General features: G+C 68.3%; 17 protein-coding genes. 10 read left to right on the top strand and 7 right to left on the bottom strand.

Going from position 1 to position 20,879, the window contains the following annotated elements; translation table 11 throughout:
• Positions 1-4 precede the first annotated feature (4 nt).
• A complete protein-coding gene (locus ACZ6DT_RS00095; RefSeq protein WP_465586374.1) occupies positions 5-313 on the top strand; it encodes an antibiotic biosynthesis monooxygenase family protein in 309 nt (102 codons plus the stop codon).
• Complete coding sequence (locus ACZ6DT_RS00100; RefSeq protein ID WP_465586377.1) at positions 306-1,121, top strand: SIR2 family NAD-dependent protein deacylase; 816 nt, start codon at positions 306-308, stop codon at positions 1,119-1,121. The genes ACZ6DT_RS00095 and ACZ6DT_RS00100 overlap by 8 nt, the downstream gene beginning before the upstream one ends.
• Positions 1,122-1,255: 134 nt before the next feature.
• Here ACZ6DT_RS00100 and ACZ6DT_RS00105 read toward each other — a convergent pair whose 3' ends face one another.
• Positions 1,256-2,251, bottom strand: a complete 996-nt coding sequence (locus ACZ6DT_RS00105) for an endonuclease/exonuclease/phosphatase family protein (protein ID WP_465588724.1) — start codon at positions 2,249-2,251, stop codon at positions 1,256-1,258.
• A gap of 160 nt (positions 2,252-2,411) precedes the next feature.
• On the opposite strand from ACZ6DT_RS00105, the gene ACZ6DT_RS00110 reads away from it, so the two are divergent.
• Both ACZ6DT_RS00110 and ACZ6DT_RS00115 read left to right on the top strand, forming a co-directional pair.
• Positions 2,412-3,389 carry an ATP-binding cassette domain-containing protein gene (locus ACZ6DT_RS00110; protein WP_465586380.1) on the top strand — a complete coding sequence of 326 codons (978 nt, stop codon included), beginning with the start codon at positions 2,412-2,414 and terminating at the stop codon, positions 3,387-3,389.
• Positions 3,386-4,186 carry an ABC transporter permease gene (locus ACZ6DT_RS00115; RefSeq protein ID WP_465586383.1) on the top strand — a complete coding sequence of 267 codons (801 nt, stop codon included), beginning with the start codon at positions 3,386-3,388 and terminating at the stop codon, positions 4,184-4,186. Before ACZ6DT_RS00110 ends, ACZ6DT_RS00115 begins: the two co-directional genes overlap by 4 nt.
• A 62-nt stretch (positions 4,187-4,248) precedes the next feature.
• Here the strand turns inward: ACZ6DT_RS00115 and ACZ6DT_RS00120 are convergent, their stop codons facing one another.
• Positions 4,249-7,431 carry a BTAD domain-containing putative transcriptional regulator gene (locus ACZ6DT_RS00120; protein ID WP_465586386.1) on the bottom strand — a complete coding sequence of 1,061 codons (3,183 nt, stop codon included), beginning with the start codon at positions 7,429-7,431 and terminating at the stop codon, positions 4,249-4,251.
• Between the two features lie 239 nt (positions 7,432-7,670).
• On the opposite strand from ACZ6DT_RS00120, the gene ACZ6DT_RS00125 reads away from it, so the two are divergent.
• Positions 7,671-9,086, top strand: coding sequence for a M1 family metallopeptidase (locus ACZ6DT_RS00125; RefSeq protein ID WP_465586389.1), 1,416 nt, complete (start codon positions 7,671-7,673; stop codon positions 9,084-9,086).
• A gap of 26 nt (positions 9,087-9,112) precedes the next feature.
• The gene (gene pcp, locus ACZ6DT_RS00130; protein ID WP_465586392.1) at positions 9,113-9,748 is read left to right on the top strand and encodes a pyroglutamyl-peptidase I; all 636 of its coding nucleotides are present in this window, start codon (positions 9,113-9,115) and stop codon (positions 9,746-9,748) included.
• Here the strand turns inward: pcp and ACZ6DT_RS00135 are convergent, their stop codons facing one another.
• Both ACZ6DT_RS00135 and ACZ6DT_RS00140 read right to left on the bottom strand, forming a co-directional pair.
• On the bottom strand, positions 9,749-11,521 hold the full coding sequence (locus ACZ6DT_RS00135) for an Hsp70 family protein (protein ID WP_465586395.1): 1,773 nt from the start codon (positions 11,519-11,521) through the stop codon (positions 9,749-9,751).
• A gap of 333 nt (positions 11,522-11,854) precedes the next feature.
• Positions 11,855-14,413 (bottom strand): ATP-dependent Clp protease ATP-binding subunit, encoded by a 2,559-nt coding sequence (locus tag ACZ6DT_RS00140; RefSeq protein WP_465586398.1) that lies wholly within the window; start codon positions 14,411-14,413, stop codon positions 11,855-11,857.
• A 406-nt stretch (positions 14,414-14,819) separates the two neighbouring features.
• Between ACZ6DT_RS00140 and ACZ6DT_RS00145 the strand changes: the two genes are divergently transcribed.
• On the top strand, positions 14,820-15,596 hold the full coding sequence (locus ACZ6DT_RS00145) for a (2Fe-2S)-binding protein (RefSeq protein ID WP_465588727.1): 777 nt from the start codon (positions 14,820-14,822) through the stop codon (positions 15,594-15,596).
• On the opposite strand, the gene ACZ6DT_RS00150 is transcribed toward ACZ6DT_RS00145, so the two are convergent.
• The gene (locus tag ACZ6DT_RS00150) at positions 15,593-16,174 is read right to left on the bottom strand and encodes a TIGR03086 family metal-binding protein (protein ID WP_465586401.1); all 582 of its coding nucleotides are present in this window, start codon (positions 16,172-16,174) and stop codon (positions 15,593-15,595) included. The genes ACZ6DT_RS00145 and ACZ6DT_RS00150 overlap by 4 nt on opposite strands.
• Before the next feature lie 66 nt (positions 16,175-16,240).
• Between ACZ6DT_RS00150 and ACZ6DT_RS00155 the strand changes: the two genes are divergently transcribed.
• Entirely contained in the window at positions 16,241-17,074 is an 834-nt protein-coding gene (locus ACZ6DT_RS00155) for an AraC family transcriptional regulator (protein WP_465586404.1), read from the top strand.
• 12 nt (positions 17,075-17,086) lie between these two features.
• On the opposite strand, the gene ACZ6DT_RS00160 is transcribed toward ACZ6DT_RS00155, so the two are convergent.
• Entirely contained in the window at positions 17,087-17,440 is a 354-nt protein-coding gene (locus ACZ6DT_RS00160; protein ID WP_005165380.1) for a histone-like nucleoid-structuring protein Lsr2, read from the bottom strand.
• Between the two features lie 151 nt (positions 17,441-17,591).
• Positions 17,592-19,103: a lysine--tRNA ligase gene (gene lysS / locus ACZ6DT_RS00165; RefSeq protein WP_465586407.1), complete on the bottom strand. Its 1,512-nt coding sequence runs from the start codon at positions 19,101-19,103 to the stop codon at positions 17,592-17,594.
• A gap of 96 nt (positions 19,104-19,199) precedes the next feature.
• Between lysS and ACZ6DT_RS00170 the strand changes: the two genes are divergently transcribed.
• Together ACZ6DT_RS00170 and ACZ6DT_RS00175 are read left to right on the top strand one after the other, a co-directional pair.
• Entirely contained in the window at positions 19,200-19,973 is a 774-nt protein-coding gene (locus tag ACZ6DT_RS00170) for a class I SAM-dependent methyltransferase (RefSeq protein WP_465586410.1), read from the top strand.
• The gene (locus tag ACZ6DT_RS00175; protein ID WP_465586413.1) at positions 19,970-20,731 is read left to right on the top strand and encodes a class I SAM-dependent methyltransferase; all 762 of its coding nucleotides are present in this window, start codon (positions 19,970-19,972) and stop codon (positions 20,729-20,731) included. The genes ACZ6DT_RS00170 and ACZ6DT_RS00175 overlap by 4 nt, the downstream gene beginning before the upstream one ends.
• Positions 20,732-20,879: the final 148 nt, after the last annotated feature.

Below are 20,879 nucleotides of genomic sequence, written 5' to 3' on the forward strand. Positions count from 1 at the left end.
CGGCATGGCTGTCGTGAAGATCAACGCGATCGAGGTACCCGAAGGCGCAGGCCCCGAGCTGGAGAAGCGGTTCGCCGCGCGGCTGCACGCCGTCGACGACCAGCCGGGCTTCCTCGGCTTCGAGCTGCTCCGCCCGGTGTCCGGCGAGTCGCGCTACTTCGTCTACACCAAGTGGGAGTCCGAAGAGGCGTACCAGGCGTGGGCGTCCGGCCCGGCGCGCGAGGCACACGCGGGCGAGCGCGCGAAGCCGGTCTCCAGCGGCGCGAACCTGCTGGAATTCGAGGTCGTCCAGGCTTCGAAGCCGGGTGAGTGAGCTCGAACGAGCCGCGGAACTGATCGACGGCGCCGGCGCGCTGCTCGTCTGCGCCGGTGCCGGGATGGGTGTCGACTCCGGCCTGCCCGATTTCCGGGGTGACGAGGGTTTTTGGAAGGCGTATCCGCCGTACGAGCGGCTGGGCATCGGTTTCGTCGAACTCGCCGACCCACGACATTTCGCCGAAGACCCCGAGCTGGCCTGGGGTTTCTACGGGCACCGGCTCGCGCTGTACCGCGCCACCGTCCCGCACGACGGCTTCGGTCTCCTGCTGTCCTGGGGAACGGGCAAACCCGGCGGCACCCGCGTCTTCACGTCCAATGTGGACGGACAGTTCCAGAAGGCGGGCCATCCGCACGTCGCCGAAGCGCACGGGTCCATCCACCACCTGCAGTGCCTCGCCCGGTGCACCGGCGAAATCTGGCCGGCCGACGACATCGACGTCCCGATCGACGAAGACACGATGCGCGCGCTGGAGCCGCTGCCGTCCTGCCCGCGCTGCGGCGGCCTGGCCCGGCCCAACATCCTGATGTTCGGCGACTACGACTGGCTCGGTCAGCGTAGTCAGGCCCAGCTCGACGAGCTGACCATGTGGCGTCGCGCGCATCGCGACCTCGTGGTGGTGGAACTCGGCGCCGGACAGGCCGTGCCGACGGTGCGGCGCTATGCGGAACTGGCCAGCGCCGCGACCGGCGCCCTGGTCCGGATCAACCCCCGCGAGCCGCAGGTCAGACACGGCCGTGGCGTTTCACTGGCGAGTAACGGCCTCGAAACCCTCAAGGCGCTGGACGCGCTGCTCGCCTCGTGAGTGGCAAGGACGGGTCAGAGCCAACCGTGTCTTAGGTACGTACTGCCGGTGCACGGCTGGCGGTTTCGCGTGACTGGATGGACGCACACGTGCTCGGAGGGACGACACGTGTGTTCGGGCGGTCTGGACCTCGCTCAGGGCAGGACGACCTCCGCGTAGACGGCGTCGTGATCGCTGCCGGGTGTCTCCAGCACCCTGAAATCCGCGATGGCCGTCCGCTTGTCCGCCAGCACGTGGTCGATCGGCACCGGCGGCACCCTCCCGTTCGTCCAGGTGCCCTGCAACGCCTTCCCCAGCTGATCGGCCGCGTCCACGTATCCCCTGGTCAGCAGTTCGCGGAGGAGCGCGTGGTCAAGGCTGGCGTTGAAGTCGCCCGCCAGGATCCGGATGTCGTGCTCGGCGTCGGCGTAGGGCAGGTCCTTGGCCTCGTCGACCCACGCGTGCCTGTCCCACATCGGCGCCGCCGGATGGACCGCGACGACCTCGATCCGCACACCGTCGCCGAGGTCCACGCTCGCGCTGGGCTGTTTGTCGTCCGAATCGCCGCTCAGTTTCAGCGGCGTGAGCGGGTATTTCGACACCAGCCCGGAGCCGTACGCCCACTCGGCCGGATGCAGCACGTGGTACGGCAGGAGCTCGAAGAGCCCGGCCCGTTCGAGCCCGGTGATCGACTCGGGCGTCATCTCGGTCAGGCTCAGGATGTCGACCTGGTGTTCCTTCACGTAGCCGACGATCCTCGCCGGATCCGCCTGGCCGCCGAGCAGGTTCGACGCCAGTACGCGGACGTGCTTCCCGCCGAGCGCCTTCTGTTCGCCTTCGAAGGCGCGAGGCAGCACGATCGACGCGATCGTGCAGGTCAGCACCAGTGCGACGACCGCGGTCCACCAGCGGCGGAGCACCAGCGCGAGGACACCGAGCACCAGCGTCGCGATCCCGGCGTACGGCGTCAGCGCGAGCGCCGCGATCGTATAGGTGTTGCCGTCGTAGCCCACCAGCCGCAGTGCCGTCAGCACCGCGAACGGCACGATCGCCGCGATGAGCAGCCCGCCTGCCAGCTTGCGCCCGGTACCCCGGCGCGCCGGTCGGACCACCCGTTCTTCGATCACCATGACGTCGAGTATGCCGATCATCGGCGGTATGGCGGCGCTCTCCACAACACCTCCACAACCTCCTCACACCCCGTCTACCAGCGCTTATCAGTCCTTGTCAGTAACTGCCAGCGCGCTGTGCGCGGTCTGCCAGGCGGCGGGTGCACCTTTGTCCACGGGGCGAGATCCACAGGAGGAAACGATGACTCACGCGATCAGGGCCGAGGGCCTGGTCAAACACTATGGGGAAACGAAGGCGCTCGACGGGGTCGATCTGGAGGTCCCGGCGGGCAAGGTGGTCGGGGTGCTGGGGCCGAATGGCGCGGGGAAGACGACCGCCGTCCGGATCCTGGCCACCTTGATCCGACCGGACCGCGGCCACGCGAGCGTGTTCGGATACGACGTCGTCAAGAATCCGATGGCCGTCCGGAGCATGATCGGGCTGACCGGGCAGTACGCGTCGGTCGACGAGGACCTTTCCGGTACGGAGAACCTCGTCCTGATCGGCAGGCTGCTGGAGTTCTCGCGGGCGGACGCGAAGAGGCGCGCGGCCGAGCTGCTGGAGCGGTTCGAGCTGACCGGCGCCGCCGGGCGGGCGATCAAGACCTACTCGGGCGGGATGCGGCGGCGGCTCGACCTCGCCGCGAGCCTGGTCGGCCGCCCCAAGGTGCTGTACCTGGACGAGCCGACCACCGGACTCGACCCGCACGCCCGCAACGAGGTCTGGGCGGTGGTCCGGACGCTGGTCGCGGACGGTACGACGGTGCTGCTCACCACGCAGTACCTGGAGGAGGCCGACCAGCTGGCCGACACGATCACCGTGTTCGACCACGGGCAGGTCGTGGCGAACGGCCGGGCCGACGAGCTCAAGCGGCGGACCGGCGGCCAGACACTGCAGGTCCGGCCCAGCGCGCTCGCCGATCTCGACGCCGTCGAGCGCATCCTGACCGGGCTCACCGGGGCCCGGCCGAACCGGGACGACGACACCGGGCTGCTCACCGCGCCCGTCGCCGACCCCGTCCTGCTGTCCACCTTGGTCCGCAAGCTGGACGAAGCCGGGATCACCGCGGACGAGCTGGCGCTGCGGCTGCCCAGCCTCGACGAGGTGTTCCTCGCGCTGACCGGCAAGAAGACGGATAAGTCCACAAAGGATACGACTCCGGAAGGGAGCCTGGTATGACGACCATCGCGATGCCCGCACCACCACGGCACGTTTCACCGTCCAGCAGCGTGCGGCACGGGCTTTCCCTTGCCTGGCGCGGTATCCTGAAGATCCGCAAGAACCCGGAACAGCTGGCCGACGTCACCATCGCGCCGATCATCTTCCTGGTCATGTTCGTCTACCTGTTCGGTGGCGCGATCATGGGCAGTACGGAGAGCTACCTCCAGAACATCGTGCCCGGCATCATGGTGTTCAACATCCTGCAGGCCAGCATGACCGTCGGCGTCCAGCTGAACACCGACGTCACCAAGGGCGTGTTCGACCGGTTCCGCGCGATGCCGATCGCCCGGTCCGCGCCGCTGATCGGCGCCGTACTGGCCGATATCGTGCGGTATCTGGTGTGCATCGCCGTGCTGATGGTCGTCGCGACGATCATGGGCTACCGGATCCAGACCGGACCGGCCGGGTTCGCGCTGGCGATCGTGCTCGTCATCGCGTTCGCGCTGGCGTTCTGCTGGGCTTCGGTGTTCGTCGGGATGCTGGTGAAGAGCCCCGGTGCGGTGCAGGGCCTGATGTTCGTGGTGCTGATGCCGCTGACCTTCGGCAGCAACGTGTTCGTGGGGACGAGCACCATGCCCGGCTGGCTGAAGGCGTGGGCCGACATCAGCCCGGTGACGCAGATGTCCGACGTGCTGCGCGGGCTGATGAACGGCGGTCCGGTCGCCGGCCCGCTGACCGGGGCGCTGATCTGGATGGCGGCCGCGATCGCGGTCTTCTTCCCGCTCGCCACGTGGGCTTACCGGAAGCGCGTCTGACGGGGGTCAGGGGGAACGCGCGTGAAGGGCTCCTTGCCTCTGCCGAGGCGAGGAGCCCTTCTTCACGCGCTCACTTCCCGGCTGATCCAGGCCACCAGGTCCGGACGCGACAGACCGGCGTCCTGCACGAGGAGTTCTTCGTAGCGCTCCTCGCCGAAGTGCTCCTTGAGGTCTTCGATCAGCTGCCGGATCCCGGGTTCCCCGAGGTCCTGCCTGCCGCGGAGGAGCTTCGCCGCGCCGAGCAGCCGGACAGCGGTTTCGGGACGCCTCTGCCGAAACCGGATCAGGCCGAAGACCTCGACGATCCGCGAGAGGTCCGGCATGTCGCCGCGTTCCGCGGTGGATTTCACGACGATCGCGGCACCGCGCTCGGCCTCCTCCAGCTCTCCGGCGGCCAGAGCGACTTCCGTGTCGATGTACCCGCCGTACTCGTCACCGAACATGCCCGGCATCGGCACCGTCGCCATCAGCTCCCGGAACCGGGCGCCGACCGCGCGCGCCTCGTCGACGCGTCCGGCGCGGCTGAGCAGATCGGCCTTCCCCACCAGCACCATCACCGCGAGCTGGTCGTTGCCCGTGTCGACCGCGTAGCGCTCCGCGTCACGCATCTCGCGCATCGCCGTCTCGAGGTCACCCGCCCGCGCGTACTCCGTCGCGAGCCGCCAGCGCTGCTGGATCACGTCGTCCTGCGAACCCAGTTCGAGCGCGAGGGCGAGCCCACGCCGGTACAGCGCGAGCGCGGTCTCGTGATCGCCCGACATCGAGATGTCGCTCGCCTTCATCCCCACCGCCATCGCGGTGCCCCAGCGGTCGCCGAGAGCCGAAAACCCTTCGTAGGCCCTGTCTCTGGCCCTGTCGGCGCCCTCAGGGTCACCGTCGTCGGCGAGGATGAAACTCTGCGCCCACGACCCCGCCGACCTGGCCCACGGGTCCGGGCTCGCCAACGCCCGCTCGACCTCGCGATGCGCGAGTTCCTTGTGCTGGCTGAAGAAGGCCAGCATCGGCAGGCCGATGGCCAGACCGGCGAACCGGGTGTGCGCGTTTGTCCGCACGCAGTCGTCGATGAGCACCCGCACGGCTTCGCGGTCGCCGACTCCCGGCACCATCGCGGTGATCTCCCGCATCGCCCGGAACGCGGCCGCGAAGTCCTCCTCCAGCCGGTCACCGAAAGCGAGCACTTCGGCGACGAAGGACTCGACCCGGTCGCTGTCGCCTTTGACCAGCCAATACCAGAAGGTGTTCCCGAACAGGAGCGTCGCCGTTTCCGCGTCACCCGCGTCGATGGCCTGGCGAAGCGCCGTCACGATGTTGCCGTGCTCCGCGTCGTAGCGCGAGATGGCGACGAGCTGATCCGCCGTCCGCAGCATCGGCTCCAGCCGCTCGGTGAGCTGGGCGTAGTAATGGTGATACGTCTTCGTGAGCTGTTCTCGCTCTTCGGCCTCGTCGAGCCGTTCCGCCGCGTACGCCCGGACGGTCTCCAGCATGCGGTACCGCGGCTCACCGTGATCGCCGGTCATCGCGTCCACAATGGACTTCTCGACGAGCGAACCGAGGACGTACAGGATGTCCCCGACCGGCAGGTCGTCCCCGGCGCAGACGCCTTCGACCGCTTCGACCTCGGCACCGGCCCCGAAGACCGAAAGCCGCCTGGCCAGCACGCGTTCGGCGTCGTCGAGCAGATCCCAGCTCCACTCGACGACGGCACGCAGCGTGCGCTGCCTCGGCAACGCCGTCCGGCTGCCCGAGGTCAGCAGGCGGAACCGGTCGTCGAGGCGCTGCGAGATCTGCGCGACGGTCATCGACCGCAGTCGCGCGGCGGCCAGTTCCAATGCCAGCGGCATCCCGTCGAGCCGTCGGCAGATCTGCGCGACGCCGTCCACAGTGGACTCGTCGAGGACGAAGTCCGGGCGCACGGCCACCGCCCTGTCGACGAACAGCCGGATCGCGCCCGCCTCTGCCGCCTGCGGGACCGTCGGCGTCCCCTCCGGGACGGACAGCGGGCCGAGCGGGCACAGCGTCTCGCCGTCGATGGCCAGCGCCTCGCGGCTCGTCGCGAGGACGCGCAGCGTCGGCACACGTCGCAGCAAGGTGTTCGCCAGCTCCGCGGCCGCGTCGACCAGATGCTCGCAGTTGTCCAGCACCAGCACCGATTCGCCGGCGCCGAGCGTCTCCACGACCCTGGCCAGCGCGTCCGCCGGGCGCCGCATCGGGTCGCCGTGCGCAAGGCCGAGATCCCACAGCTCCAGCGCGGCGAAGACCGCGCCGGGCAGGTCGCCGGGGTCGCGAACGCCGGCGAGCGGAACGAACCAGACGCGGCCGCGCGCGTGCGCGGGATGCCGCGTCGCGACCTCGGTGGCCAGCCGCGTCTTCCCGGCGCCGCCGGACCCGACGAGCGTCACCAGCCGCGCACCCGCGAGGAGTTCCGCGACCAGCTTCAACTCGTCGTCACGGCCGACGAAACTGGTCAACCGGACCGGGAGATGATCGGCGGCCGCGGGCGGCGGGCCGAGCTCACCACGCAACGCGGCGAGATGGATCTCCCGGAGTTCGGCCGACGGGTCGACGCCGAGCTGATCGGCCAGTGCCGCGCGGACCCCCTCGTAGACGGCGAGGGCGTCGGACTGCCGGTCCGCCGCGCACAACGCCCGGATCCACAGCCCGGCGAGCCGTTCGCGCAGCGGGTTCCGCGCGGCCGCCTCCTTCAGATCCGCCAGCACCCGGCCGTGCCCACCGAGCCGTATCTCCGCCTCGAAGCGATCTTCGGCCGCCTCGAGCCGCAAGTCCTCCAGCCGGGTCGCCGGTGCCTGCGCGAAAGGGGCTTCGAGTACGTCGGACAGCGCTTGACCACGCCAGAGTCCGAGCGCTTCGGCGAGGACCGCGGCCGCACCGGCGTCCCGGCCCGCCGCCAGCTCCGCGCGACCCTCCGCGGCCAGCCGTTCGAAACGGAACACGTCGACGTCTTCGCGGGCTATGTCCAGCCGGTAACCACCGGGGCCGGAGTCGAGGGCGACGCCATCGGCACGCAGGACCTTGCGCAACCGCGAGACCAGGGACTGCAACGCGTTCGCCGCGTCGGCGGGCGGCTCCGCGCCCCAGAGACCGTCGACGAGGACCGTCGCCGGGACCGCGCGGCCGGCGTCCAGCGCGAGCCTGGCCAAGAGCATGCGGAGGCGGGCACCGCCGATGTCGACCGGGGCGCCGTCACCGGCTTCCGCTCCGACCGGGCCCAGCAGCGTCACACGCACGCCCCCAGCTTTCCAGAAGCCGCAACCGGGTAGCCCACAGACTGTGCGGCTCAGGGCGCGCTGTCGGGGTTCCGGACTCCGATCAGGCTGTGTTTATCAGAGCACGCTGTCGAACTCCGGACTCCGATCAGGCTACGGAAGTGGGGATTATCCGGGCACGAAGGATCTTTCCGGGCGGACGGCCGAGGTCACGGCGCTACTTTCGTGACCGAATGACAGCCGATCGACTGGGAGTGTGCATGAGGTACCGGAGTGCGGCCGTCATCGCCGCCGTTCTGGCCGCGAGTGTCCTCGGCGGCGGGACCGCCCTCGCCGGCACCGGGAAACCCGGCGCCGACGGCGCGGGCGACAGCTACTACCCGCAGGACGGCAACGGCGGCTACGACGTCGGCGACTACAACCTGAAAATCGGCTACGAGCCCGCCACCAAGCAGCTCACCGGCCACCAGACGATCACCGGCCGGACCACCCAGGCGCTGAGCTCGTTCAACCTCGACCTGCGCGGGCTGAGCGTCGACTCGGTCAAGGTCGACGGGCGGAAGGCAGCATTCACTCGCACGGGTGATCACGAACTCGTGATCACCCCGGCGCGTCCGCTGCGGAATCACGAGCGGTTCGCCGCCGAGATCGCCTATCACGGTGTGCCGCAGCCGATCGAGGATCCGTCGCTGGGCGAGAACGGCTGGCAGTACGCGAAATCCGGCGGCGCGTTCGTCGCGGGCGAGCCGAAGTCCGCGACCACCTGGTACCCGGTCAACGACACCCCGCGGGACAAGGCGACCTTCCACCTCGCGGTCACCGTTCCCTCGGAATGGGGCGTCATCTCGAACGGCCGCGAGCGCGGGCAGTTCACTTCGGGGAAGAACACCACGTACGTCTGGGCCGAAGAGACCCCGGCCGTGCCGTACATGACGACGGTCGCGATCGACAAATGGGAGTTCGAGCGGACGAAGCTGTCCGACGGCACCCCGGTCATCAACGCCTACGCCCCCGGCACCCCCGCGGCGACGAAAGAGGCAGAGGCGCGGCTGCCGGAGATCATCGACTTCCTGGCGTCGAAATTCGGGCGGTATCCGGTGGACGCGGCGGGCGGCATCTTCCTCGCCGAGCCGATCGGGTTCTCGCTGGAGACGCTGAGCAGGCCGATCTACTCGGGCGCGGCCGGCAACGTCCCGACGATCGTGCACGAGAACGCCCATCAGTGGTGGGGCGACTCGGTCGCCGTCGACAAGTGGAAGGACGTCTGCCTCAACGAATGCTTCGCCTCGTACGCGGAATGGCTTTGGTCCGAGGCGAAATCGGGACAGGACCTCAAGGCGCGCTACCTGAGCGCCGTGCAGAAGGCGACGGACCGGTTCTGGGCCGGGAAGCTTTACGACATGGGGCCCGGCAACGAGTTCACGTACGTCTACTCGAAGGGCCCGGTAGCGCTGCACGCGCTGAAGAACTACATCGGGGCGGCTTCCTTCGACCGCATCCTGAGGACGTGGCCCGCCATCCATCGCGACGGCAACGCGAGCCTGCCGGAGTTCCAGAAGTTCGCCGAACGCGTCGCGCACAAGGACCTCCAGGGCTTCTTCGACGCGTGGTTCTACGGCAACACCGAACCGGCGCCCGAGTTCCTCTACCCCGGGGATCTCAAGCCGGCCGCCTGAGGCCCATCACACGTTAGGGTGAGGGCATGACGTCAGTGCTCCTCACCGGTTTCGAACCGTTCGGCGGTGAGCGGGTGAACCCGTCGTGGCAGGCGGTTTCCCTGCTCACCGGCCGGCGGCACGACGCCGTGGCCGTCGAACTGCCGTGCGTGTTCTCGCGTTCGCTGGTCACCTTGCGCGACGCGATCGACGAGTACCGGCCGGAACTGGTGATCTGCGTCGGACAGGCGGGCGGCCGCACCGGCGTCACCCCGGAACGCGTCGCGATCAACCTGATCGACGCCCGCGTCCCGGACAACGCGGGCTCGCAACCCGTCGACGTCCCGGTGATCCCCGGCGCGCCCAACGCGTACTTCACCACTCTGCCGGTGAAAGCGTGTGTCGCGGGGATCAAGACCGCGGGACTTCCCGCGTCGGTCTCGCACACCGCCGGGACGTACGTGTGCAATCAGGTCTTCTACGGGCTGATGCACATGCTGGACAACGACTTTCCCGGCGTGCGCGGCGGTTTCGTGCACGTGCCCTACACACCGGAGCAGGCCGCGCGGACGACCGCGCCGAGCCTGGCCGTGCACCGCGCGGCGGAGGCGCTGGAGATCATCGTGGACACCGCGCTTACGGTGACCGAGGACCTCGCGACGCCCGCGGGCACCCTGCACTGATCAGGGCTTGAGCTGCGCGGTGAAGAACTCGACCATCTCCGCGGTCGTCCGCGCGGTGCCGTCGGCGCGGGTCGAGACGAGCATCGCGCTCAACGGCGCGTCTTCGGTCCCGAAGAGCACGATGCCGCTTCGCTTGCCCGCGCCCGCCAAGTAGCGCCCCCGGAGTCCGTCGGCCGCCCAGGTGCCCTCCACGGGCTTGCCCTTGGTCATCCGCTGCCGGACGCCGTCCTCCAGACCGGTCATCGCGACGCCCTGGTAGTAGTTGATCGCGTTCGACGCCTTGTCGCCGGAGAACACACAGGTGACCGCCGACGACGCCCCCACCGTGGCGGCCGCGTCCGGCGCTTCCCGGCAGTCGTCCCCCTGCGGGACGACCGCGGCGATCCGGCGAAGGCAGTCCGTGAACCCCTTCGCGTCCTTCGCCCCCGGCTGGTCGCAGCTCACCGGTTTCGCCGGGGCCTGCCCGGCGACCGGCTCTTCCCCGCCGCCGCTGAGCAGGACGATCGTCGTCACGATCGCCGCGAGGGCGAGCACGATGACGCCGTACGTCGTGGGTTTCCGCCAGCTCCGGCCCGGCGGGGGCAGGGGTGGGGGCGTGGGTGCCGTCCAGCGCGGCGGCTGCGGGCGCCGCGGCTGTTGTCGCTCCACGGGTTGTTGCCGCACCGGCGGCGCGACCGGCGCGAAGGCGGGCACGGTCAGCTGGGAATCCTCGCCACCCGCGGGTACGTGGTGCAGCCCGAACGCGACCGCCGTCTCCGGCTGATCCTGCGTGGTCGGCGCGATCCTGAGTTGATTCGCCAGCAGACTCGCCAGCAACGGCATCCGGCTCGGCCCGCCGACGAGGTAGACGCCGCCGAGCCGGTCCGGGGACAGCCCGGCACGACGGATCGTGGCGGCCAGGAGTTCGGCGCTGCGCAGAAAACTCGGCCGGACGAGCGCCTCGAGCTCGGTCCGCGTCACCCGCACGTCGCCGAACGGCTCCGGCATCGGGATCTCGGTCTGCTGGTGCCGGGACAGGCTTTCCTTGGCGTCACGGACATCCTGCAGCAACGACCGGCGCGTCCGGCGGTCGCTGACCGACTGCGGACGCAGGATCCGTTGCCACCGCGCGGGTTCGGAATGCGACACCTCGCGGCCGATGTGCACCAGCAGGGCCTGGTCGATGTCGAGACTGCCGAGATCGCGCAGTCCGTCCTCGGCCAGCACGGCGAACCCCTGGGCGCTGACGCCGACGACCGCGCAATCGAAGGTGCCGGCCCCGAGGTCGTACACCGCGATCGGACCGGGCGGCCGCTGACCGTGGTTGAGGGAGGCGTAATGCGCGGCGGCGGCGACCGGCTCGGGAATGAGCACCGTCGTACCGAATCCGGCCTTGAGCGCGGCGTCGCGCAGGATCTGCTCGCGATCCGGGCCCCAGCCCGCGGGATGGGAGATCCGCACCTGCGCGGGCAGTCGCTGGAGGAGTAGCTCGGCCTCCTCGCCGACCCGGCGCAGGACCGCGGCGAAGGCGTCGGCGATGGGCAGCGTGACGTCACCGAGCTGGAGAGCGCCCTCGTCGATGCGCCGCTTCGGATTCGCCTCGAACCGGCTCGGATCCAGCCGGGCCCGGCGTTCGGCGTCACGGCCGACGAAGACGGTGTCGTCCTTGTCGACGTAGATCGCGGACGACATCGTCACCGACCCGTCGATTTCGACGACCTGCGTCCCCCTGCCGTGGATCGAAAGCACCCCCACCGTGCTGGAGGTACCGAAATCGATCGCCAGAACGTCCACCTGACCCCCTCCCGGACCCGAGGGCATCGTCTCACGCCCCCCGATCACGCGAGTTCCGCCTCCAAGCACGCGAGTTACGTCCCTGATCACGCGAGTTCGCCGTTCAATCACGCGTGTTCGCCATCCACGCCCGCAGGCTCTCTGTGCGGAAAGGCGAACTCGCGTGATTGAACGCGTACCTCACGTGATTGAACGCGTAACTCACGTGATTGAGCGCGTAACTCACGTGATTGAGCGCGTAACTCGCGTGATTGAGCGGCGAACTCGCGTGCGAAACGCGGAAGTGCCCGCCGCGGCAAACCCGCGACGGGCACTTCCGGAACCGACCGGGGCTTACTCGCCCTCGGCTTCACCGTTCTCTTCGGTCGAGCCGGCACCGATGCTGACCGGCGGGGCGTCCGGGACCGACGAGGGCCGGGCTTCACCACGGAAGGTGAAGTGCGCCTTGTCGTCCTTCTCGCCCTCTTCGTCGTTCCAGCCTTCGACGTCGACCAGGATGATCTGGCCCGCCTGGATCTCGCCGAACAGGATCTTCTCCGACAGCTGGTCCTCGATCTCGCGCTGGATCGTGCGGCGCAGCGGCCGCGCGCCCAGCACCGGGTCGAAGCCGCGCTTCGCGAGCAGCGCCTTGGCCTTGGGCGTGAGCTCGAGCTCCATGTCCTTGGCCTTGAGCTGCTTCTCGACCCGGGCGGCCATCAGATCGACCATCTGAATGATCTGATCCTTGGTCAGCTGGTGGAAGACGATGATGTCGTCGATCCGGTTCAGGAACTCAGGCCGGAAATGCTTCTTCATTTCCTCGTTGACCTTTTGCTTCATCTTCTCGTACCGGTTGGCGGTGTCGCCCCCCTGCGAGAACCCGAGCGAGACGGACTTGGAGATGTCCGAGGTACCCAGGTTCGAGGTGAAGATGAGCACGGTGTTCTTGAAGTCGACCGTACGACCCTGGCCGTCGGTGAGACGGCCGTCTTCGAGGACCTGCAGGAGCGTGTTGTAGATCTCCTGGTGGGCCTTCTCGATCTCGTCGAACAGCACCACCGAGAACGGCTTGCGCCGCACCTTCTCGGTCAGCTGGCCACCCTCTTCGTAGCCGACGTAGCCCGGAGGGGCACCGAAGAGCCGCGAAGCGGTGTAGCGGTCGTGGAACTCACCCATGTCGATCTGGATGAGCGCGTCGTCCTCGCCGAACAGGAACGCCGCGAGCGCCTTGGACAGCTCGGTCTTACCGACACCGGACGGACCGGCGAAGATGAACGAGCCGGACGGGCGCTTCGGGTCCTTCAGACCGGCGCGGGTGCGGCGGATCGCCTGGGAGACGGCCTTGACCGCGTCCTCCTGACCGATGATCCGCTTGTGCAGCTCGTCCTCCATGCGGAGCAGACGCGTGGTCTCCTCCTCGGTGAGCTTGAACACCGGGATGCCGGTCCAGTTGGCGAGGACCTCGGCGATCTGCTCCTCGTCGACCTCGGCGACGACGTCGAGGTCGCCGTCCTTCCACTGCTTCTCCCGCTCGCCCTTCTGGCCGAGGAGGGTCTTCTCCTCGTCACGGAGGCGGGCGGCGCGCTCGAAGTCCTGCGCGTCTATCGCGGACTCCTTGTCCCTGCGCACGTCGGCGATCTTCTCGTCGAACTCGCGCAGGTCCGGCGGCGCGGTCATCCGGCGGATGCGCATCCGGGCACCGGCCTCGTCGATCAGGTCGATCGCCTTGTCCGGGAGGAAGCGGTCGTTGATGTAGCGGTCCGCGAGGGTGGCCGCCTGCACCAGCGCGCCGTCGGTGATCGAGACGCGGTGGTGTGCCTCGTACCGGTCGCGGAGACCCTTCAGGATCTCGATCGTGTGCTCGAGCGACGGCTCGCCGACCTGGATCGGCTGGAAGCGGCGCTCCAGCGCGGCGTCCTTCTCGATGTACTTGCGGTACTCCTCGAGGGTGGTCGCGCCGATCGTCTGCAGCTCACCACGGGCCAGCATCGGCTTCAGGATCGAGGCGGCGTCGATCGCGCCCTCGGCGGCACCCGCGCCGACGAGCGTGTGCAGCTCGTCGATGAACAGGATGATGTCGCCGCGGGTCTTGATCTCCTTGAGCACCTTCTTGAGGCGCTCTTCGAAGTCACCGCGGTACCGGGAACCGGCGACCAGGGAGCCGAGGTCGAGGGTGTAGAGCTGCTTGTCCTTCAGCGTCTCGGGCACCTCGCCCTTGACGATGTTCTGCGCGAGGCCCTCGACGACGGCGGTCTTGCCGACGCCGGGCTCACCGATCAGGACCGGGTTGTTCTTGGTGCGCCGCGACAGCACCTGCATGACCCGCTCGATCTCCTTGCCGCGGCCGATGACCGGGTCGAGCTTGCCTTCGCGGGCCTGGACGGTCAGGTTGCGGCCGAACTGGTCGAGCACCAGCGACGACGACGGAGTGCCTTCACCGCGTCCGGAGCCGGTCTCGGTCGACTCCTTGCCACCCTGGTAGCCCGACAGCAGCTGCAGGACCTGCTGACGCACCCGGTTGAGGTCCGCGCCGAGCTTGACGAGCACCTGCGCGGCGACGCCTTCGCCCTCGCGGATCAGCCCGAGCAGGATGTGCTCGGTGCCGATGTAGTTGTGGCCGAGCTGCAGCGCTTCGCGCAGCGACAGCTCAAGCACCTTCTTGGCCCGCGGGGTGAAGGGGATGTGCCCGCTCGGGGCCTGCTGCCCCTGGCCGATGATCTCCTCGACCTGCTGGCGGACGCCCTCCAGCGCGATGCCCAGCGATTCCAGCGCCTTGGCGGCGACACCTTCACCCTCGTGGATCAGACCCAGGAGGATGTGCTCGGTGCCGATGTAGTTGTGGTTGAGCATCCTGGCTTCTTCTTGGGCCAGGACGACCACCCGCCTCGCGCGGTCGGTGAACCTCTCAAACATGTGCACTCCCTCGACTGCTGCGACGGCGGCCCGTTTCCATCGTGACATCACCGCGATGGATTCAGCACCGTGAGACCACTCTAGTAGCCACGCGGTCGCGCTGGCGTACCACTACGGCTGATTGCGGCCCGTTCGCGCCCCGGCCGTTCTCCGGCCGTGCGCTCTTTCATCTTCCGGTTGCCCTGCACCTTTACCTCAAGCACAACGTGCGAACACGCGTCCGGATTCCGCCCGGCGGACGTTGTCCGCTGAGCGCGAACACGAGTCCGCCCAGTGGATGGACACCCGTCCGGAGTAGTGACGGATAGTATATAAGGTAAGGCGTACCTAACGACGGGAGGCCGGTGTGTCACGACACTACGCGCTCGCGTCCCCCGCGGACGGGCTCCAGGCCTCCCTCTCCAGGATGCCCGGGGAAGCCCGGCTCCGCGGAGACGTGCCGGCGGGCGAGCCGGATTGGGTCCGCTGCGGCGACCTGCTCGATGAACCGGCCCGGCTCGTGCGGTGGCGGGAGCGGCTCGCCGGCTGGCTGACCGAGACGTACTGGGAAGCCCCTGCGATCCCCGAGCGGATCCCGGCGAGCTGGATCCTGTCCTGGTACCTGCACGTCCCGGCCTTCGCCGGCGCGATGCTGCTGCACCACGAACGCCGCGTCCCCTCGCTGGCGCCGTCCGCGCTGGCGTTCCGGATCGGCGCCGACCGGCCCCACCCGGATTCGATCGCGGTCCTCGACCGAGGATTCCGAGGATTCCGAGGATTCCACTGCCTGCCCACGGACCCGGGGTCTGCGCACGCGGAGGCCGTCGTCGTCCCGGACGAGCGGGCGCTGGCGGCCGTCCTGCGGGGCCGGTTCGTCGCGCACGCGAGCCGGTTCATCGACGTCTACGGGCCGCTGACGAGGCTGGGGCGGCGGCAACTGTGGGCGGCCGCCACGGACGCGCTCGACAACGCGCTGTGGTCGGCGGGACGGCTGGGCGGGACCCCGGAGGCCGAGGGCGCCGGGGTCGCGGACGCGGCGCTGGTCCTCGAATCGAGGTTCCCGCCACTCACGTCGGCGTCGAAGCTGACGCTGGCATCGGGAGCCGACGGCCGCCGCGAGTGGACGAGAAACCGCGAAAGCTGCTGTTTCTCCTATCTGCTGCCCGCGGAATCGGAATGCGGCGGCTGTCCGCGAATCCGTTAAAGGGTCCAGGCGGGATTCCGTCCCGTCGCGCCCAAAGCCCGTTCGAACGTCGTCGCGTCCTCCGCGACGGTCACTTCGTCGCCGTAAACCTTCATCGCCCGGGCCTGATCGCCGATCTCCAGCGCGATGGCGTACACGGCGTCGGCGACGTCGGGGAGAACGGTGAGCTCCGCGCCGGTCGCCCTGGCCAGGTCCCAGGCGTGGAAGACGAACTCGTCCAGCACCATGTACCCCGCCATCGACGCGGGCAGCGGGTTGCCGCCGAAGGTGGTCTGCCCCTGCCAAGCCTCGGGCGCCCCGAAGACGTCCACGAGCCGCGCCGTCTGCTTCTCGATGTCATCGAGCCATCCGTCGCCGACGAGCCCCGCCTCCGCCTCACCGGAGGACACCTCGGGCGACGGCGCCTTGCGCCCGGCCGCTTCGAGCCAGGGACCCCAGTAGAGAAGGTGGTTCAGCAACGCGCGGACGTCGTATTCGGCACACGGGGTGCGGGCGGCGAAGTCGGACTCGCCGATCCCGCGCAGGATTCCGGTGAATTCCGCGGCGGCGGGGGCGATCAGGGCAGCGTGTTCGGACATGGGGGCATGAGTTCACGGGAACCGGCGCGCTGTCTTGAAGAAACGCGACAAGGTTAGGTTGAGGGGGTGAGCGGGCACCGGATCCCGGCGGGGATCGTCAACGCGCGGCAGGCGAAGTTCAGGCTCGTCCGGTATCCGCCCGCGCCGGGACTGCGCCCGTTCGTCGACCACCACTGGGTGCTGCGCTGGGACCTGAGCGGCCGTCCACCCCAGGAACAGGTGGTACTGCCCAATCTCGCGGTGAACGTCACGTTCTTCCATGCCGCGGCCGGGGCGTTCGGGCCGGGAAAACGACCTTTCCGCCACACCGTCGCCGGCCGGGACCACGGTATCGGCGTGCGATTCCGGCCGGGGGCTTTCCGGGCATTCCTCGCCGGCCCGGTCACGATGATCTCCGGCGGTTCCGTTCCGCTCACCGATCTCTTCCCCGGCGCCGGACCGGTGACGGAATCGGTACGGAATGCGACGAACGACTTCGAAATGGTCCGCCGGTGCGAGGAACTGCTCCTCGCGAAAGATCCCGTGCTCACCGCCGCGGCCAGGACGGCCATCGAAGCGGTCGAAACAATCGCGGCCGATCCGGTCATTACCAGAGTCGGCGAGCTGTCAAGTCGAACGGGCTTGTCTCAGCGAAGCCTGCAACGCCTGTTCGCCGAACATGTCGGCGCCGCCCCCAAATGGGCGATTCAGGTATACCGATTGAACGAGGCGGCGGCACGGATCGCCGCCGAGGAACGGCCGGACTACGCGGAACTGGCGACAGAGCTGGGCTATAGCGACCAAGCGCACTTCATCCGGGATTTCCGCTCCGTGACCGGATGGGCGCCCACCGAGTACGCCCGCTTGAACCGTGTACAAGAACAAGAAAGCCGCCGGGAAAAGTTTCCCGGCGGCCCTTGAGTCTGAAAGACCTCAGTTCTTCTTGTGGTAGGCCTCCACGACCTCGGACGGGATACGTCCACGGTCGGAAACCTGGAAGCCGTTCTTGCGGGCCCAGGCGCGAATGGCCTGGTTCTGCTCGCGGTCCACGGTCGCGGGACGGGCGGCGGCCTTCACACCGGCGACCGGACGAATGGCGGTGCGCTTACGGCCACCCGCGCGACGGGCGTGCTCCACATACTGGGCCAGCGCGTCACGAAGCTCTTCCGCGTTTTCCGCGGAAAGGTCGATCTGGTAGCTCACACCGTCCAAACCGAACTCGACGGTCTCTTCCGCCTCAGTGCCGTCGAGGTCGTCGACGAGAGAGACGAGCACCTTCTGTGCCATCTGTTTCCTCCTGCTGGGGGCTTACACGAATGATCTGGTACGGGGCATGCCCCGGACAGAAGACTTTGTCTAGCGACATTAATACCCGCTACCGAGACATAACGCAAATCTTGTTTACGAGAACGATCGAGGTATCTGTCACGCGGACGGGTTATTCGGGTCGGACGAGCGGGAAGAGGATGGTCTCCCGGATACCAAGGCCGGTCAGCGCCATCAGCAACCGGTCGATCCCCATTCCGACACCACCGCTCGGCGGCATTCCGTACTCCAGCGCACGGAGGAAATCCTCATCCAGGTTCATGGCCTCACTATCACCCTTGGCACCCAGCCGAGCCTGTTCCACCAGACGCTGACGCTCCACCACGGGATCGACGAGCTCGGAGTATCCGGTGGCCAGTTCGAATCCGCGCACGTACAGATCCCACTTCTCGGCCACCCCCGGCTTGCTGCGATGTTGCCTGGTCAGCGGGGATGTCTCGACCGGAAAATCACGGACGAAAGTGGGTTCGTGGAGATGATCTCCGACGAGCTGTTCCCAAAGTTCTTCGAGGAGTTTGCCATGGCCTAACTTCGGGTCGAGCTCCAGCTCCCGCGCTTCGGCATAGGAACGCAGCTTGTCCGCCGATGTCTCGGGGGTGACCTCTTCCGACAACGCCTCGGACAACGACTCGTACATTCCGAGCGTGGTCCACTCGCCGGACAGGTCGTACTCCGAACCGTCGGCGAGAGTGACCACCTGAGTGCCGAGAACGTTCTGCGCCGCCTCCTGGATGAGCCGGCGCGTCATCACCGCATTGGAGTCATAGGTCGCATACGCTTCGTAGTACTCGAGCATCGCGAACTCCGGCGAGTGGGACGAGTCGCTGCCCTCGTTCCGGAAGTTCCGGTTGATCTCGAAGACCTTCTCGATACCGCCGACCACGCAACGCTTGAGGTACAGCTCCGGCGCGATCCTCAAGTAGAGGTCGAGGTCGAAGGCATTCGAATGTGTGACGAATGGCCGGGCCGCCGCGCCGCCGTGCAGCGTTTGCAGCATCGGGGTCTCGACCTCGAGGAATCCCCGGCCGTGAAACGAGTCACGCAGGGAACGCAGCACACCGGCACGGGTACGGACCACGTCCCGCGCCTTGGGACGCACGATCAGATCGACATAACGCTGCCGGATCCGCGTTTCCTCGGCCAGCTCTTTGTGGGCAACCGGCAACGGGCGCAATGCTTTCGACGTGATCCGCCATGAGTCGGCCATCACGGAAAGCTCGCCGCGCTTGGAGGTGATGACCTCACCGGAGACGAATACGTGATCACCGAGATCGACATCGGACTTCCACGCCGCGAGCGCGTCCGCGCCCACCTTCGCGAGGCTGATCATCGCCTGCAACTCGGTGCCGTCGCCTTCACGGAGACTCGCGAAACACAGTTTGCCGGTATTGCGCATGAACATGACCCGGCCGGTGACGCCGACGATCTCGCCGGTGGCGGTGTCGACGGGAAGACCGGAATGCTTCTCGCGCACTTCGGCCAGCGAGTGCGTCCGTGGCACCTCGACCGGATACGGATCGATACCCTCCGCGATTATCCGGTCGCGCTTGTCCCGGCGCACCCGCATCTGTTCCGGCAGGTCTTCGTCGGGGCTCACGCCCTCGGATGCGGGGATTTCAGTCATGGCGCACAGCGTACGAACCCGCCGCTTCCCTACGCCAACCGGATTACCTTTTCCGGGTCCGGACCGGCCGGTTTTCTCTCCATTAACCTGGTTCGCGTGAACTCATCCACTCCCGGCGTCGAAGCCGAACTGCACGCCCGCCGCGCCGCCTCGTTCGGCGCGAAGGCCGCCGCCTATGCCGCACATCGGCCGGATTATCCGGAAAAGGCACTGGCCTGGGGGCTGGCGGGCGCGAGTGTCGACCCGAAGCAGGTCCTCGACCTGGGCGCGGGGACCGGCAAGCTCACCGGAGGGCTACTCGCCCTCGGCCTCGCGGTCACCGCGGTCGAACCGGACGCGAAGATGCTCGAAGAGCTCACCAAGGCATTCCCGGCGGCGACCCCGCTCATCGGGACGGCCGAGAAGATCCCGCTACCCGACGAATCCGTGGACGCCGTGGTCGTGGGCCAGGCCTTCCACTGGTTCGACCTCGACCGGGCCTACCCGGAGATGGCCAGGGTGCTGAAACCGGGCGGAGTCGTTGCCGCGCTGTGGAACCACGACGACGAGTCCGTCGGCTGGCTGGCGGAGTTCAACGCGCTGATCAAGACCTCGGCGAGCAGGCGCTGGCTGAGCGACTACGAATCGCTGCCGGAACACGAGGCCTTCGAGCCGTTCGAGAGGAAGGCTTTCGGTCACAAACAACCCAGGACGGCGGAAACCCTGGTGGAGACTCTCGCCACCCATTCGCACCTGATGGTGGCTCCGGCGGAGGAACGCGAAGCCAAGCTTCGCACGGCACGGGAATTCCTCGACCGGAACCCGGAAACCGCCTCGGGGGAATTCGACCTGCCGCTCACCACCATCGTCTTCCGGGCGCGTGAACGATGACCGACTGGAAGGCCACCTTCACCGCGGCCTTCGGTACGCCCGCGTCCGCGGTGTCGGCGGAGATCTGGACCGAGGTATACGGCGACGACTACCCCGCCGAACTCGACACCTACAGCTTCGTGACCCGGACCGACCTGCACCGCATCGCCGCCGAAGCGCGCCTGGAGCCGGGCGGACGGCTGGCCGACATCGGCTGCGGGCGGGGCGGCCCCGGGCTGTGGGTGGCCGCGCGCACCTACGCCACGCTCACCGGCGTCGACATCGCGGAGACGGCGCTGGCTTCGGCTCGGCGTCGCGCGGAGGCGATGGACGTGAAGGCGGCTGACTTCCGGTTGGGCGATTTCTCGGACACCGGACTGGAGGACGCGTCGTTCGACGCGGTGATGAGCGTCGACGCGCTGCTGTTCGCGCCCGACAAGCGACGCGCCTGCGAGGAGTTCGCGCGGATCCTCGTGCCCGGCGGGCGCTTGCTCGTCACGACCTGGGACTTCGACGGGCAACCGGAGAACCGGCCGCCGCAGGTGCCCGACCACCGGCCGCTGCTGGAAGCGGCCGGCTTCGACGTCCTCTCTTACGAGGAGACGCCGGACTGGCGGGCACGGCAGCAGCGGACAATGGAACTTTCGCTGGAGCGCGTGGCGGACTTGGCGGCGGAATCCGGCGCGGATCCGGCGAAACCGCGGGCGAGCATCGAGCTGGCGCTGCGAAACCAGGACCTGATGACGCGGCGGGTGCTGATCGTCGCCTCACGCCGCTGACCGAAGGCGGGACCGGCGTGATCAGACGGCGAACTCACGTGATTGAAGGCGGAACTCGCGTGATTGGAAGGCGAACTCGCGTGATTGGGCGGCGAACTCGTGAGTTCCGTCTTCAATCACGCGAGTTACGTGTCTGATCACGCGAGTT

This window comes from Amycolatopsis sp. NPDC041971 (assembly GCF_055588925.1).